We start from the raw sequence: 14703 nt of genomic DNA, 5'->3' as shown, positions 1-14703 counted from the left end.
GACCTCGTCAGTACCGTCCCGGTGGCGGCACCGGCCACGAGCGGATCATGGTCGCCAGCAGCGCCGGATGGTCGGTCGCCCCGCGCATGTCCACCGACCGGCGGCAGCAGATCGTCACGCCGCTCGACGCCAGGATCTGCTGGCGGCCGCCGTCGTCGATCCGCCGGTAGCCCACCGGCACGCACGACCGCACGTCCGGCATGCCTCCGGCCCGCAGGTTGAGGTCACCCCCGAGGACGGTCGCCGCGCCGACGGCGTCGCCCCGGACGCCCGGCACGACGGTGCCGAGCAACTGCCCGCACTGGGCCAGCGCCACCTGGCCGCTGGTGTTCGCCAGGTGCGTGGTGCACGCGTGCAGCCCGCCGGCCCGGACGCAGAGCCAGACCCGCTCCTCGGGGTCGGCGAGGTCCTGCGCCGGATAGGTCCCCCGGTGCACCGACGGCCGGTCGTCGCGGTCGTCGAGGCGGGTCAGCAGCCCGATCCCGTACGGCTCGCCGTTGTTGCACCGGGTGGGACCGCCGGAGGGGCGGTCACCGGCGGCCTGGAACGCGGACACCACTGTGCCCCCGGCACGGGCGGCCCGCAGCGCCCGCCCCAGCGTCACCACGTCGTCGCGGCAGATCTCGTTGAGCGTGACCACGTCGGGCAGTTCCGCGGCGATGACGTCGGCGGCCTGCGGGACGGCCCGGCCGGTGTAGCAGCCGGCCCGGCCGCTGTTGCAGAGGTTCATCTGGAGCACCCGCAGCGTCCCCGCGCCGGCGGCGCCGGCGCCCGACGACCCTGCGGGCAACCCGGCAACGACGAGAAGGCACACCGCGGTCAGCACCCGGCGGACACGCCGGGCGAGGTGGGTGACCGGCTGCGCTGACAGCGGGGCTCCAACGGGTACGGGCGGCGGCGGGCGCCGGTGATCCTATCGCCGCAACGCTCCCGTCGCCGCCCGGCGCGGCCTACCTCGGTACGTCCCGGAACCACGCCTCCCGGTCGTCCGGGTCCGGTCCGCGCCGGGGCAGTGTCGGGGGTTCCTCGCCGGTGACCGGCGCGTAGTGGTCGAAGGTGGTGGTCAGCACCGCCTCGCCGCCGGTGAGGTCGGGCAGGGCGGCGACGACCCGCGGCACCCGGGCGGACGGCAGGGTGCCGCTCACCTCCAGGTAGCCGCCAGCGACTGCGGTGTCGTGGACGACCGCGCCGAGCCGGCCGAGCAGCGCCAGCACCGTCTCGACCGCGTGCCGGGGCAGGTTGACGTCGAACCGCTCGATCGGCTGGCACACCCGCGTACCGGCCTGCCGCAGCGCGGCGGCGACCACGACCGGGGCGAGGTTGCGGAAGTCCGCCGCCACCGTCGAGATCGACTTGTCGAACTTCTGGTGCGGCCGGCTCTGCCGGGGCCAGTACCGGGACGCCGTCATGGTGACAGTACAGTCGGTGACCGGCCAGCCGTGCCGGCCCTGCCGCAGCGCGGCCCGCACGCCCTCCTCGGTGGCGGCGACGAAGGCCGGCGGCAGCCGGCCCGGCTCGATCCCGGGACGGAACTCGATGCCGTGCCCGGCCGGTGCGGCGTCGATGCGCAACCCCAGCCCGGCCAGGTACGGGTTGCCGCGCTCGCGCAACCGCTCCTCGGCGGCGCCGGTGCCGGCGACCCGTTCGATGCAGGCGGTGAGCGTGCCGGAGAACCGCACCCGGACGCCGTACCGGTCCTCCATCAGGGCGGCGAGGACCTCCTTCTGGACCTCGCCGTGCAGGCGGATCACCGCTTCCGCCTGCTGCTCGTCGAGGCGCAGGTCCACGAGCGGGTCCTCGTCGGCCAGCTCGGCCAGGCCGGCGAACATCGCCAGGCGCTGCGCCGGGTCGACCGGCTCGACGACCGCCTGCCGGGTCGGTGGCGGGAACCGGTAGCCGTGCCGCCGTGGCGGGTCGCCGATGTGCTGGCCGATCCGGGCCGACACCCCGCGTACCGCCGCGATCTGCCCGGCGGAGACCGACCGGCGCACCAGCACGCCGGCGGGCTCGATGACGGCGATCTCGGTGACCGGCTCCGGACGACCGCCGGCGAGCTGCACCCGGTCCCGCACCCGCAGACGCCCGGACCACAACCGCAGCCAGACGCGCCGGCCGTGCCCGTCCCGGTCGACGGCGAAGACGGTGCCCGCCGGCGGACCGTCCCGCGCCTCGCCGTACGGGAGCAGGTCGGCCAGGACGTCGCACAGCCGGCGTACCCCGGCGCCGGTGATGGCCGAGCCGCACACCGCCGGGACCAGCTCGGCGCCTCGTACCGCGCGGCGGAGCGCCCGGCGGACGTCGCGGACACGTACCGGCCGGTCGGTCAGCCAGCGTGCCGCCACCGCGTCGTCGACCTCGGCCACCTCCGCCACCACGGGTTCGGCGTCGAGGTCCACGGCATGCACCAGGGCCTCGCGGCGGCCCTGGCCGGTGACAGTGGTGAGCAGGACCGGCCGCGCCCCGAGCCGCTGCCGCACCTGGGCCGTCACCCGGTCCACGTCGGCGCCGCCACGGTCCACCTTGTTGAAGAAGAACACAGTCGGTACGCCGATGCGGCGCAGCGCCCGCCAGATGGCGACGGTCTGCGGCTGGACGCCCTCCACGCTCGACACCACGAGCACTGCGGCGTCGAGGACGGCCAGCGACCGCTCGACCTCCGCGATGAAGTCGGGGTGGCCGGGGGTGTCCAGCAGGTTGATGCTGAGGTCACCGATGGTGATCGAGGTGACGGCCGCCCGGATGGTGATGCCGCGGCGGCGTTCCAGCTCCATCGAGTCGGTCCGGGTCGTGCCGGCGTCGACGCTGCCCGGCTCGGCCACCGCGCCCGCCTCGTAGAGCAGGCGTTCGGTCAGGCTGGTCTTTCCGGCGTCAACATGCGCGACGATTCCGAGGTTCAACAGGGCCAAGGCGGAGCTCCACGGTAGGACGGGCAAGGGTCCGAAGCGTGGAAGCTGCTCGCATTGTCTCTCCTGGTGACAGTCGTGGTGGCGGCGCTCGCCGCCGGTGCGCAGTCCTACTTTGCCCGTCCGCCGCGACCACCACCACCGAATTCGGTCCGGCTCAGCGCACGGACGCGGCCGTATTCGGCCAGGGCGTGAAAGGCGGCCTTGGGCGTCCACGAGCCGTCCGGCAGCACGCGCACGATCCCCCGTGACGCCAGGTCGTAGTCGTGCTCGGGGTCGCCGGTGGTCGGCAGGTGCCGGTTCGCGAACGTGTACACGAACGCCGCCTCCGCCCCGCCGGCCTCGTAGTCGCGCAGCAGGTCGACGAGGTAGCGTGCCTGGCCCTCCTCGTCGCGCTCCAGCTCCGCGGTGAGCTTCGCCGCACGGCCGTGCTCGTCGTAGGCCACGGGCTCCGTCGCGCCCGCGACGTCGGCCGCGCCGCGGAACGTGCAGCAGCCGAACTCGGTCGCCGCGTACGGCTTGCCCTGCCCCACGGCCGCCGCCAGGGACTGCGGGAACACCGCGGAGTTGGTCGCGTCACGGTAGCCGGCGTCGCTGGCGATGATGTCGAAGGCCGTCCAGTCGACGTCCTCGAGCGGGATCGACGCGTACCCGACGGGGCCGCCGAAGCGCTCCCGCACCGCGGGCACCGCTTCCGCGAGGAAGTCGCGCACCGCCGCCCGCGCGGCGGGGACCGCCTCCCGCATCCGCATCGGGTCGGTGAACACCGCCATGCGCTCGGTCAGGTCACGGCCGGGCAGGAAACCGTCGGTGAACAGGGAGATCTCGGAACCGGTGAGGTAGACGACCGGGGCGCCGACACGCCGCAGCCGCTCGGCCCGCTCGGCGCCGTCGAGCAGGAACGCCATGAGGCCGTCGCGGTCCAGGCCGTTGGTGAACGGGCAGTACCACACCTCCAACCCCGCCTCGGCCGCCAGCCGCGCGGTCAGCTCCAGCCGGTCCTGCACGCCGCCGGTGACGCGGACCGCGTCGCAGCGCAGCTCGTCGCGGATGACACGCAGGTCGCTGCGCACGACGTCGGGGTCGAACGGCTCGTGGGTGGTGGATCCGGCGCTGACGAAGCCGGTGTCGTAGTTCATGCCGAAGACGCGCATCGAGAACTCCACTCTTAGGGTACGACGCGTACCCTATAAGGTACGGCGCGTACCCTGCAAGGCATGAGCAGGAGGCGACGGGGCGAGGAACTGGAACAGGCGATCCTGCGGGCCGCGGCGGAGGAACTACGCGAGTCCGGATACGCGGGGATGACGATGGACCGGGTGGCCGCCCGCGCCGGAACCAACAAGAACGCCATCTACCGCCGGTGGCCGCACCGGGCGGCGCTCGGCGTCGCGGCGTACCGCCACCTGTCCGACGCGGCCATGCCGAATCCGGACACGGGCACGCTGCGAGGCGACGCGCTCGAGATGCTCCGGCTCGCAAACGAGACGTGGTCGTCGCCGCACGGGGCCGTCCTGCGCGGCCTGCTCGCCGCCGCGGCCGACGATCCGGAGCTGCTCACGCTCATGCGCGAACGATCCGGCGCCGACACCATGGACCGTGCGTGGACCGGGATGCTGGAACGGGCCGCGGCCCGGGGCGAGGCGCCTGCGGCGGCCGTCCGTCACCGGGTGGCGACGGTACCGATGATGCTGCTGCGCGCCGAGTACGCGATGCGCGGCGTCCCGTCCGTCCCCGACGAGGTGCTGGTCGAGATCGTGGACGAGGTGTTCCTGCCCCTGGTACGTGGTCGCGGCTGACGCCACAGTTCATCGGCGGGCCCGCGCGATGTCGAGGCGCCGGCGCAGCACCCGTGGAGCGCGGGCGAGCACACCCGGGCCGTACCGGCGGCCGCCACCGCCCACAGCGGCAGCACACCACCGTGGGCCACCAGGACGATCACCAGCGTCAGGACGAGGACCGGCGGCAGCCCGACGAGCGTCTCCACCGCCGTGTCCACCACCAGCTGATCGTCGCCCCCAACGGGTTGACCGGTGGCGAACCGGAGCATCCGCCGGGTCGGCGATCCGTAGGGTTCGGATCGACAGCAGGCATCTGCGCCGACTGAGGGGCGGCCGAGGACCGGTGGCAGCGCGTACGCATCGCCCGTCGCCCGCCCTGCTGGTCAGCCTGGCCACCTCGACCGGTCTGCTGGCAGCGCTGAGCGCGGCCGTCCGGAGCCGCCGGGTGCCGCCCTGGGAACGGGACCTGTTCGCCCTCCTCAACCACCTTCCCGCCGGGCTGACTCCGGTCCTGGTCCTGGTCATGCAGCTCGGCTCCTACCCGGCGGTGTTCGTCGCCGCCACCGCGGCCGTCCTGGCCCGCCGGATCGGCACGGCGTGGAGCCTGCTGCTGGCCGGGAACCTGGCGTACTGGCTCGCGGTCGCCGCCAAGGCCGCGGTCGCCCGGCAGCGGCCGGCGGCGTTGCTCACCGATGTGGTCCTGCGGGAGACGATCACCGGGCGGTACGGATACCCCTCGGGACACGTCGCGGTCGCCACCGCCCTGGCGCTCGTCGCGGCGCGGGCCGGGGGCACCCGGTGGCGCCGGGCGGCCTGGGTGGCGATCGCCCTGGTGGCCGGGGCCCGGATCCACGTCGGGGCGCACCTGCCGGTCGACGTGCTCGGCGGGTTCCTCGTCGGCTGGCTCGCGGTCTGCGTGACGCGGCTCGTGGTCGGCGAGGTCGGGCCGCAGCGGTCGGTGCCCGCCCTGCGGGCGGCGCTGCGGCGGCGCGGGATCGACGTGGCAGGGCTGACGCCGATCCACGGTGACGCCCGGGGTTCGCAGCCGTGGCGGGCGGTCACCACCGGCGGGCGGCAGTTGTTCGTCAAGGTGACCGGCGGCGAGCAGCGCGACGCGGACTGGGCCTACAAGCTCTACCGCCGGGCGCGGTACCGGCACGTGGCCGACGCGCCCCCGTATCTCAGCGCCCGCCAGCAGAGCGAACACGAAACCTGCATGACCCTGCTGGCCGAGCGCGGGGGCGTGCGGATCCCGGCGGTCGTCACGACCGCCGCGATGTCCGGCGGGGACGCCGTCCTGGTGCAGGAGTTCATCGACGCCGCCCCGCTGCACGCCGTCGTCGGACCGGTCCCGCCCGCCGCCGTGCGCGACGCGTGGGACCAGGTGGGTCGCCTGCACCGGGCCGGCATCGCACACCGCGACCTGCGCGCCGCGAACGTGCTCGTCGGCCGGGACCACGTCTACCTGGTGGACCTGGGCTTCGCCGCCGACGACGCCCCGGCCGACCAGCGGGCCCGTGACGTCGTCGAGCTGATGGTCGCGCTGTCCACGCGGGTGGACCCCGCCGCTGTGGTCGCCGCCGCGGTCGACCGTCTGGGCGCCGCGGCGGTCGCGGACAGTGTGCCGTTCCTGCAACCCGCGGTGCTGTCCCGCGCCGGCCGCAGCGCCCTGCGCGGCCGTCCCGGCATGCTCGACAGCCTCCGTCAGGAGATCGTGCGGCGCTGCCCCGACCGCGACCGCCCGGCGGCGAAGGTGGTCCGGTTCAACCGCCGCACCGTCCTGGAGCTGCTGATCCTGGGGCTGATCGTGCACCTGCTGCTTCCGCAGCTCGGCGAGATACGCACCGCGGCGCGTCTGATCCTGCACGCCGATCCGCTCGCGGTCGCCGCGGCGCTGCTCGGCTCAGCCCTGACCTACCTGCTCGGCGGCGTCGTGCTCCGGCTCGCCGCGGCCAAGCGGATCCCGCTGGGCGAGGCCACCCTGGTGCAGGTGGCCGCGTCGTTCGCCAACCGGCTGGCTCCCGGCAGCCTCGGCGGCGCCGCGCTCAGCCTGCGGTACCTGCACCAGAGGGAACTCACCACCGCCGACGCGGCCACTGCCGTCGGTGTCTCCCGCGCCGCCGGTGCGGTGTCGGTCGTGCTGCTCCTGCCGGTGCTGCTGCCGTTCGCCCGCCGGCCCGCCCGCATCCTCACCCATGACGCGACCAGGGCGATACCGCTGCTGCTGGGCGCCCTGGCTGTGCTGCTCGTCCTGGCGGCCGTCCTCGCCGCGCCACGGCTCCGGCGGCGCGGACGCGACGCGGCCGGCCAGGTCGTCACCGCCCTGCGCGCCCTGACCCGTCAGCACGGCCTGTGGTGGCTCGTCGTCGCGTCCACGGCGCTCACGCTCACCTACGGCCTCTGTCTCTACCTCGCGCTCCTCGCCACCGGCCCGCTCCCCCTCGCGCACCTGCCCCCGGTGATCCTGGTCTGCCTCGTCGGCGAGGGAGTCTCGTCCGCCGCGCCCACCCCCGGCGGGCTCGGCGCCACCGAGGCCGCGCTCGTCTCCGGGCTGCTGCTCTACGGAGTGCCACTGGACGCCGCCGTCGCGGGCACCCTGATCTACCGTCTCGCGACGTTCTGGCTCCCGGTACCGCCGGGGTATCTGGCCTTCCGGCTCCTGACCCGCCGCCGGCTGCTGTGAGCGCCACAGTCGCGGCGGCCGGCGGCGGTACGCGGGGCGGCCTCAGCCGGGGGCACCGGCCCGGATGTCGTCGACGAGTTCCCGTACGGCCTCCCGGTACTCCGGCTCGGTGTGGTAGTGCCAGTGGCGTTCGACGGGCGGCGGCACGGTGTCCGGCGCCTCCACGACGACGCTGCGCGGATCCCGCAGCCGGACGTCGACCGCCTCGGCGGCCGGGGGCAGGTGGGCCCGCAGAGCCGGGTCGGCGAAGATCGGGCCGCCGATCGGATCGGTGTCGCGCCACAGGTTGCGCCAGCGCCAGCCGATCCGGTCGCCGACGTCGCGCAGCGCCTCCTCACCGAGATAGGCGGGGTAGAGGCGGGCGTAGATGCGGTGCAGTGGACTGCCGTGGGTCAGCAACGCGACGTGGGGCAGGGCCTCCGGCGGCAGTTGCAGGACGGTGGCGGCGGCCAGGACGGAGCCGTGGCTGTGTCCGGAGATCACCACCGGGCCCTGCGCGGCGAGCGCGGAGACCCGCCGGGCCAGCTCCGGTACGGCGCGGGCGGCGTAGCACGGCGGCGCGAACGGGTGCACCGTACGCGGCCAGAACGTGCCCAGGTCCCACAGGACGCCGACGAGCCGGCGGGTCTCCGGCGACCGGTACGCCCGGTAGCCCAGGATCAGCAGCCCGATGACGAGCAGACTGATGGCCCAGATGCCGACGTCCGTCACGTACGCGGTCAGCACGGCGAGCGTGTCGTGCCGGCGGCCGAGGCGGGCAACGAGCTGGGTCGGGCCGATCCCGATCAGGTCGAGCGCGACGGTGGCGAGCCCGACCGACGAGATCACGAAGAACGCCACGAACGTCGGCCCCAGTTCGTCGGTCACGAAGGACCGGGCGATCGTCGAGCGGACCGCGTCGAGTCGTGGTGTCGCCTCGGCGGGCGCGTCGGGATAGTCGTGCTCGACCACGTGCCGCGCGTACGCCCGCCGCCGGCGCCGGGCCACCGGCAGGGTGACGGCGATCGCCGCGCTGACGACCAGCAGAGCGGCGAGCCCGGCCAGCGCCGCCCACCAGTACCCGACGGGTGGTTCCAGCGGGCCCAGGGCGGGTGGGTTGTTCCGGATCGGGTCGGGGATACGGCCCCGGTCGAGCTGGTCCGCCGTCCGGAACACGAGCGTGGCCGTGTAGGCCGAGGCGACGGTGACCGACATGGCGGCGACCAGCGGTGTGCCGAGCCCCCGGAGCAGGGCGCGGGAACCGGCCGGCCGGGCGCGCCGGCGCACGAGCGTCACCGCGGCGATCAGGACCAGCATCAGGCCCTGCGCCGCGACCAGACCGGCGACGGCGCCCTCGTAGCCGGGCATCTGCCCGGCCGGCACGGGCACCTCCCGCCGGGACACGGCGTACCCCAGGCTCGACACGGTGGCGACCGCGACCAGGATCCAGACCACGCGGCGCAACGGCCCGGCCCGCCCGGCGGGGACCGTCACTGTCAGCAGCACGGCGCAGAGGACCACGAGCCCGGCGGTGAGGCCGAGCAGCCCGACGGCGACGGCGCCCCACCGGCCGTGCGACACCGCGACGACGAGGCTGACGCCGACGGTGCCGGCACCGAGACCCACGTGGATCTGGCGCAGCCACGAGGTCATCTGCTCGTCGTGCCAGACCCCGGGGGCGGCGAGACTCCCGGTGGACTCCAGGAACCGCCCGCGCGGCGGGGCCGAGCCGAAGCCCTCGAAAGCGGCGGCCGACCGCTTCCCGACGGCCCAGAACACCCGCAGCGCCAGCAACGGGACCAGTGCCAGCACGGCCAGGCGCGGGCCGATCGGCAACGCCACCAGCCACGACAGGTACGGTCTCCCCTCCCGGCACTCGGCGTACGGGACGCACTGCCAGCCGGTCAGGTTCATGGTGACCCCGACCAGCGCCAGCGTGAACGCCACGGTCAGCGATCCGGCCAGCAGGCGGCACAGCCCGCCGAGCAGGCCGCAGCGGTCCACCGGCGTGGAACGCATCCACACCGCCAGGTTGCTCAGCATGAACGGCAGCAGCACCAGCATCGACGCCGTCCGCACCGCCACCCCGGCGGTCAGGGTTCCCCACCGGTACGCCTCCACCACCACCCCGGCAGTCGCGCCGCCGGCCGAGCCGAGCCCTTCCCGGACCCGGTAGAACCCGGCGTGCCCGTCGCCGGCCACACGCACCACTATCGGATGGTCGACGATCGTCTCCGCCGACGCACCGGACACCCCGTGGATGCGCAGCTCGACGCCTCTGTCGCCGCCGGGTATCTCCACTATCGAAGCGTCACAAAGACGGCCCGCCCCGCGCTGCCGAACGCGGAACAGAGGGCCGCTGTCACCTCATGCCGGCCGCGGCGGCGGTAACCGGGTGCGGACCGGACCGGACGGGAAACCGCACGCCGGTGAGGTCCTCGGAGACGGCCCAGAGCCGCTGCTGGACGGCCGCCTCGTACGACTGCGGGCTGGAGGTGACCAGCCGGGGGTGACCCTTCACCTCGTACCGTCCGCCGGGGCCGTAGTACTGGCCGCCGAGCACGGCGGGGTCGGTGGCGGCCCGCAGCGTGGGCAGCGCGCCCATCGCGGGTGTCTGGGTGATCAGCGGCGCGAGCCAGGTGAGCGGGAGCCGCAGGGCCGCCGGGGTGTTGCGGGCGAGTTCGGTGCTGGACATGCCGGGGTGCGCGGCCACCGCGACAGTGGTGCCGTACGGGGCGAGCCGGCGTTGCAGCTCGTACGTGAACATCAGGTTGGCCAGCTTGGACTGCCCGTACGCGGCGGCCCGGCCGTACGAGCGCTCGAAGTGCAGGTCGTCGAAGTGGATCGCGGCCCGGATGCGGTGGCCGGTGCTGCTGACCGTCACCACGCGTGAGCCGGGCACCGGCAGCATCAGGTCCAGCAGCAGCCCGGTGAGCGCGAAGTGGCCGAGGTGGTTGGTGCCGAACTGGAGTTCGAAGCCGTCGCGGGTGGTCCGCTTCGGGGTGTACATCACGCCGGCGTTGTTGACCAGCAGGTCGATCCGGTCGAACCGGGACCGCAGCGCCGCCGCTGCGGTGCGGACGGAGTCGAGCGAGGTCAGGTCAAGCGCCTGCACGCTCACGTCGCCGGTCAGGCCGGCTGCGGCCCGCTCGCCCTTCCCGACGTCGCGGACGGCGAGCACGACCGAGGCGCCGCGCTCGGCCAGTGCCTTCGCGGTCTCGTACCCCAGGCCGGTGTTGGCCCCGGTCACCACCGCCACCCGCCCGCGCTGATCCGGGATGTCCGCCGTCGTCCACGTCTCGTCCATGCCACGCCTCCACATAAAGTACCGGAAGTATCTTGTGCCGTAGACGCTAAGGTACCTCCGGTACGTTGTAAACGTACCGGAGGTACTCAAGTTAGGCTGGCGGGCGTGACTTTCCAGCGGGCCCGGACCGAGGAGCAGCGGGAGATCCGCCGGCGGGCGATCCTCGACGTGGCGTCGGCGATGCTCGACGAGATGCCTGTCGCCGCCGTCACGCTGAACGAGCTGAGCCGCCGGGTCGGCCTGGCGAAGCCGAACGTGCTGCGCTACTTCGAGTCCCGCGAGGCGGTGCTGCTGGAGCTGCTGGACCGCTACCTGCGGGAGTGGCTGACGGAGCTGGCCGACGAGCTGGCCGACGGCGTCGACGCGAACCTGCCGATGGCCGAGCGGGCGACCGCCGTGGCCGGGATCGTCAGCCGCTCGCTCGCCCGCCGATCGGTGATGTGCGACCTCTTCGGGGCACAGGGCAGCGTCCTGGAGCACAACGTCTCCGTCGAGGTCGTGGCCCGCTACAAGCGCGCCTCCCTGGACCGCCTGGCGACCATGACCGACCTGATGCGGAAATACCTGCCGGAGCTGGGCGGGAACGCGATGCTGTTCAGCCTCCAGACCATGGTTCTGGCGGGAGCGCTGTCGGCGTACAGCACGCCGCCGCCGAGCCTCGCGGCGGCCTACCGGGCCGAGCCCGAACTGGCCCGCCTGCACCTGGAGATGGCGGACTCGCTGACGATGGCCCTGACCGCGACCCTGCTGGGCGTGCTGCCCCGGGCCTGACCGGCTGCCCCGCGCGCCACCGGCGCTGCGGGGCAGCCGGACCGTCAGCACCAGGTCAGCGTCGAGTTGACCCGCGTGACGTTGCTGATCGTGTTGTTCGCCCCGCCGCACGGGCTCTGGGTGATGTTCGTGTTGGTGACCGTCAGGTTCTGGAAGCGGATACCGGAGGAGATCGGGAACTCGGTCCGCGAGGCGATCCGCACCTCACCACCGCCCGTCACCGTGCCGGACACCCCGGCGATGGTGACGTTGTAGCAGTTCTCCACGAGGATCGAGTTGTTCCCGGTGTTCGAGATCGTCACCCGGTCGATGACCGCGCCGCCGGACTCCGACACGCAGAAGACCCCCCGGCCACCGCCGGACGCGATCACGGTGCCGACCCGGATGTTCGTCGGGTACGAGCTGCCGACCCGGCCGTTGCGGTTGGCCATCCGGAACGCCGCGTACCCGGTTCCGGTGCCGGCGCCCTGCGCGTCGACGGTGCCGACTGTGGCGTTGATCGTGTCGTTGAGCAGCAGGCCGGAGTAGCCGGTGTTGCGCGCGGTGACGGTGCCGATCGTCAGGCCGTCCACGCCGTACGTCTCCACGCCGTGCGCGCCGGTCCCCGACACGTACACGGTGTCGATCCGCACGTTGCGCACCTTGACCGCCCGGTCGCCGCCGTGGTTGTCGATCCGCACCCCCAGGCCGCCGGACAGCCGCATGTCGATCTGGCCGAGCGTCAGGTTGTTCACGTTGCGCATGAAGATCCCGTACAGCGGCGCCCCGGTGAGGGTCAGGTTCTGCACCTCGACGTCGGTGGTCCCGCGCGAGTACACGGGCGCATAGTCACCCGACCCCGAGCCGGTCACGTTGATCGTGCCGCAGACCGCGAGCGTCGTGTACGACGGCAGCGACAACCGCGACCCCGCGCTCATCGACCCGGAGCCGCGCACCACCACCCGCTGCTTCGCGGTCCGGCCCGCCGGCAGGGAGTTCACCGCGGCCTGCATCGCCGACAGCATGTCCCCGCCCGAGTACACGGTCGACGATCCGTTGCGCGCCGTCCAGGTGCCGCCGTTCAGCACGGCCTCGGCCTGGTAGGAGCCGCTGCCGCACCCGGTGGACGGCGGCGGTGTGGTCGGTGTGCCCGCTCCCACCCGCACCATCTGCCACTGCTGGTTGGTGCCGTTGAGATCGGCGTACTGGCTGACCCGGGCGCCGTCGGCGGTCGACCTCTCCCAGACCTCCAGTGCCTTACCGGAGTGCCTGTTTATCAACCGGATGTAGCCGCCGTCCGAGTCGCGCACCTGGAACTGCTGGTTGGCGGCGTTGAGGTCGGGCCACTGCCGGTACTCCGCGCCGTCCGCGACGTTCCACTCCCACAGGTCGACCACCTTGCCGCTGTGCCGGGCACGGAGGCGGTAGTAGCCGCTGCCGGAGGAGACGAACTGGAACTGCTGCCACTCGCCGTCGTTGCGGGACCACTGCTGGATCGCCGCGCCGTCGCTGGTCGAGGTGTCCCGGACGTCGAGGACCTTGCCGCTGTTGCGGTTGACGAGCACGTACCAGGCGCTGGTGTCGATGGTGGCCGCCTGCGCCGACGGCGCGGCCACCACTGCCACGCCGATCGCGGCGGCCAGCGCCGCCACCAGGGTCAGCGCCAGGCCGGCGCGCCGGCCCCGGCGGGCGCCGGGCGGCGACGTCACTGCGGGGTTGAGCATCGTTCGACCTCCGAGAAAGGGGTACGCCGAGTCCGGCGCAGCGGTTGTCGGGGCGCCTACTCCAGGTGGAACGTGGCCGCGGCCCGGTCCGCGCCCGTACCCACCGTTTCGAGCTGGAGCAGTCCGTCCCGGTGGCGGACGTACCGGCCGGGGTAGTTCTGCGATTCCAGGGAGAGCCCCTCGGTCGTGGCCAGGCCCGGTCGGCGCTGGAAGCTCGCGTCGCCGTCGAACAGGGCCGAGCCGTCGTCGCGTTCGACGTAGAGAGCGAAGGCCCGGTGCCGCAGGTAGTAACCGGGGAAGTTCGTCGACTCCAGCGACACCGATCCGGCGCCGGCGAGACCGGGGACGAGGCGGAACTGCGAGTCGGCGAGGTTGGTGACGTTCGGTTCGACCCGGGCACGGTAGTCGTAGTGCCGGACGTAGGCGGCCGGGAGATCGTGCGAGCGCAACCGGACCGGTGTGGCGCCGTCGGGTACGGGGATGCCGAGGTTCGGCGTGCCGTCGGCGTTCCAGTACAGCTTCTGGATCCGGGTCCGCCGGTTCGGGTCGTTGAGCGGATCACCGCTGATGTCCCGGTAGTTGCGGTCGTGGTAGACCAGGATGTCGCTCTGCCCGTCCTCGGAGACGGTGAAGGAGTTGTGGCCGGGGCCGTACTGGCCGGTGGCGGCGTTGCTCGCGAACACCGGGGTCGGGCTCTTGCTCCAGGAGGCGGGGTCGAGCAGGTTCGCGCCGGCCGACGCGGTGAGCATGCCGAGGCAGTAGTTCGCGTCGGTGGCGCTGGCCGAGTACGTGAGGAAGACCCGGCCGTTGCGCTGGATCACAGCCGGTCCTTCGGCGACGCGGTAACCGCGGGTCTCCCAGTCGTACGCCGGCACGACCAGCCGGGCCACCGGGCCGGTGATCTGCCACGGTTCGGCGCCCGTCCGGGCGAGGTAGACGTTGGAGTTGGTGGCGATGCCCGGTTCCTGCTGGGCCCAGGTCAGATACCGCACCCCGTTCACCACGAACGTCGAGGCGTCCAGGCTGAACGTGTCCCACGGGGTGGTGATCCGGCCGCGTTCGGTCCACGAGCCGGTCAGCGGGTTCGCGCTCGCGTTCTCCAGCACGTACATCCGGATCCGCCACACGTCGTCGGTCCGCCCGGCGGCGAAGTAGACGTACCACCTGCCGTTTATGAAGTGGATCTCCGGGGCCCAGATGTGGGCGCCCATCTCGCCGCTCGTGTGCCGGCGCCAGATCGTCGTCTCCGTGGCGGTGGTCAGCCCTTGCAGCGTGGTGGCCCGCCGGAGCACGATCCGGTCGTACTGCGGCACCGTCGCGGTCATGTAGTAGTAGCCGTCGGTGTGCCTGACGATGTGCGGGTCGGCGCGTTGGTCGACCAGCGGGTTGGCGTAGTTCACCGCGGGCGCCGCCTGCGCGGGGCCGGGCGCGGTGAGACCGGCGGACGCGGTGAGCATCGCGAGCGCCGCGGCCAGGATCGGCCGCAGACGACGGCGGGCCGGGTCGGCGGTGCGGGCCGGGTCGGCGGCCGTGCGGCGGGCCGGGTGGAGAAGGTGACGAGGCGACATGCGCGCCC

At 73.5% G+C, this 14703-nt stretch carries 10 protein-coding genes; 3 read left to right on the top strand and 7 right to left on the bottom strand.

Going from position 1 to position 14703, the window contains the following annotated elements; translation table 11 throughout:
* Nucleotides 1-7: 7 nt before the first annotated feature.
* From IF06_RS0102960 to IF06_RS0102950, 3 genes are all read right to left on the bottom strand, one after another.
* Nucleotides 8-826 (bottom strand): endonuclease/exonuclease/phosphatase family protein, encoded by an 819-nt coding sequence (locus IF06_RS0102960; protein WP_030268772.1) that lies wholly within the window; start codon nucleotides 824-826, stop codon nucleotides 8-10.
* Between the two features lie 124 nt (nucleotides 827-950).
* Nucleotides 951-2906, bottom strand: a complete 1956-nt coding sequence (locus IF06_RS0102955) for an elongation factor G (RefSeq protein WP_030268770.1) — start codon at nucleotides 2904-2906, stop codon at nucleotides 951-953.
* Between the two features lie 107 nt (nucleotides 2907-3013).
* Entirely contained in the window at nucleotides 3014-4069 is a 1056-nt protein-coding gene (locus IF06_RS0102950; RefSeq protein WP_232236606.1) for a hypothetical protein, read from the bottom strand.
* A gap of 51 nt (nucleotides 4070-4120) precedes the next feature.
* Here IF06_RS0102950 and IF06_RS0102945 point away from each other — a divergent pair, with 51 nt between their 5' ends.
* Complete coding sequence (locus tag IF06_RS0102945; protein WP_013477236.1) at nucleotides 4121-4702, top strand: TetR/AcrR family transcriptional regulator; 582 nt, start codon at nucleotides 4121-4123, stop codon at nucleotides 4700-4702.
* A 325-nt stretch (nucleotides 4703-5027) separates the two neighbouring features.
* Nucleotides 5028-7367: a lysylphosphatidylglycerol synthase domain-containing protein gene (locus tag IF06_RS0102940; RefSeq protein ID WP_013285696.1), complete on the top strand. Its 2340-nt coding sequence runs from the start codon at nucleotides 5028-5030 to the stop codon at nucleotides 7365-7367.
* A gap of 42 nt (nucleotides 7368-7409) precedes the next feature.
* Here IF06_RS0102940 and IF06_RS0102935 read toward each other — a convergent pair whose 3' ends face one another.
* Together IF06_RS0102935 and IF06_RS0102930 are read right to left on the bottom strand one after the other, a co-directional pair.
* Entirely contained in the window at nucleotides 7410-9647 is a 2238-nt protein-coding gene (locus IF06_RS0102935) for a hypothetical protein (RefSeq protein WP_232236605.1), read from the bottom strand.
* Between the two features lie 61 nt (nucleotides 9648-9708).
* On the bottom strand, nucleotides 9709-10653 hold the full coding sequence (locus tag IF06_RS0102930; RefSeq protein WP_030268762.1) for an SDR family NAD(P)-dependent oxidoreductase: 945 nt from the start codon (nucleotides 10651-10653) through the stop codon (nucleotides 9709-9711).
* Between the two features lie 105 nt (nucleotides 10654-10758).
* On the opposite strand from IF06_RS0102930, the gene IF06_RS0102925 reads away from it, so the two are divergent.
* Nucleotides 10759-11424 carry a TetR/AcrR family transcriptional regulator gene (locus IF06_RS0102925; protein WP_013285693.1) on the top strand — a complete coding sequence of 222 codons (666 nt, stop codon included), beginning with the start codon at nucleotides 10759-10761 and terminating at the stop codon, nucleotides 11422-11424.
* Between the two features lie 44 nt (nucleotides 11425-11468).
* Here the strand turns inward: IF06_RS0102925 and IF06_RS0102920 are convergent, their stop codons facing one another.
* Both IF06_RS0102920 and IF06_RS0102915 read right to left on the bottom strand, forming a co-directional pair.
* The gene (locus IF06_RS0102920; protein ID WP_030268760.1) at nucleotides 11469-13127 is read right to left on the bottom strand and encodes an RICIN domain-containing protein; all 1659 of its coding nucleotides are present in this window, start codon (nucleotides 13125-13127) and stop codon (nucleotides 11469-11471) included.
* Nucleotides 13128-13183: 56 nt separating this feature from the next.
* Entirely contained in the window at nucleotides 13184-14695 is a 1512-nt protein-coding gene (locus IF06_RS0102915; protein ID WP_036310170.1) for a family 43 glycosylhydrolase, read from the bottom strand.
* Nucleotides 14696-14703: the final 8 nt, after the last annotated feature.

Origin of the sequence: Micromonospora globosa, assembly GCF_000717585.1 — a bacterium.
In the GTDB taxonomy this organism is placed as follows: Bacteria; Actinomycetota; Actinomycetes; order Mycobacteriales; family Micromonosporaceae; genus Micromonospora; species Micromonospora aurantiaca.
This window is presented reverse-complemented; position numbering and strand designations above follow the sequence as displayed.

What these genes read in the sequence shown, in the direction of transcription:
- IF06_RS0102915 (WP_036310170.1), bottom strand. Translation starts at nt 14,695, where the DNA reads ATGTCGCCTCGTCACCTTCTCCACCCGGCCCGCCGCACGGCCGCCGAC.
- IF06_RS0102930 (WP_030268762.1), bottom strand. Translation starts at nt 10,653, where the DNA reads ATGGACGAGACGTGGACGACGGCGGACATCCCGGATCAGCGCGGGCGG.
- IF06_RS0102920 (WP_030268760.1), bottom strand. Translation starts at nt 13,127, where the DNA reads ATGCTCAACCCCGCAGTGACGTCGCCGCCCGGCGCCCGCCGGGGCCGG.
- IF06_RS0102945 (WP_013477236.1), top strand. Translation starts at nt 4,121, where the DNA reads ATGAGCAGGAGGCGACGGGGCGAGGAACTGGAACAGGCGATCCTGCGG.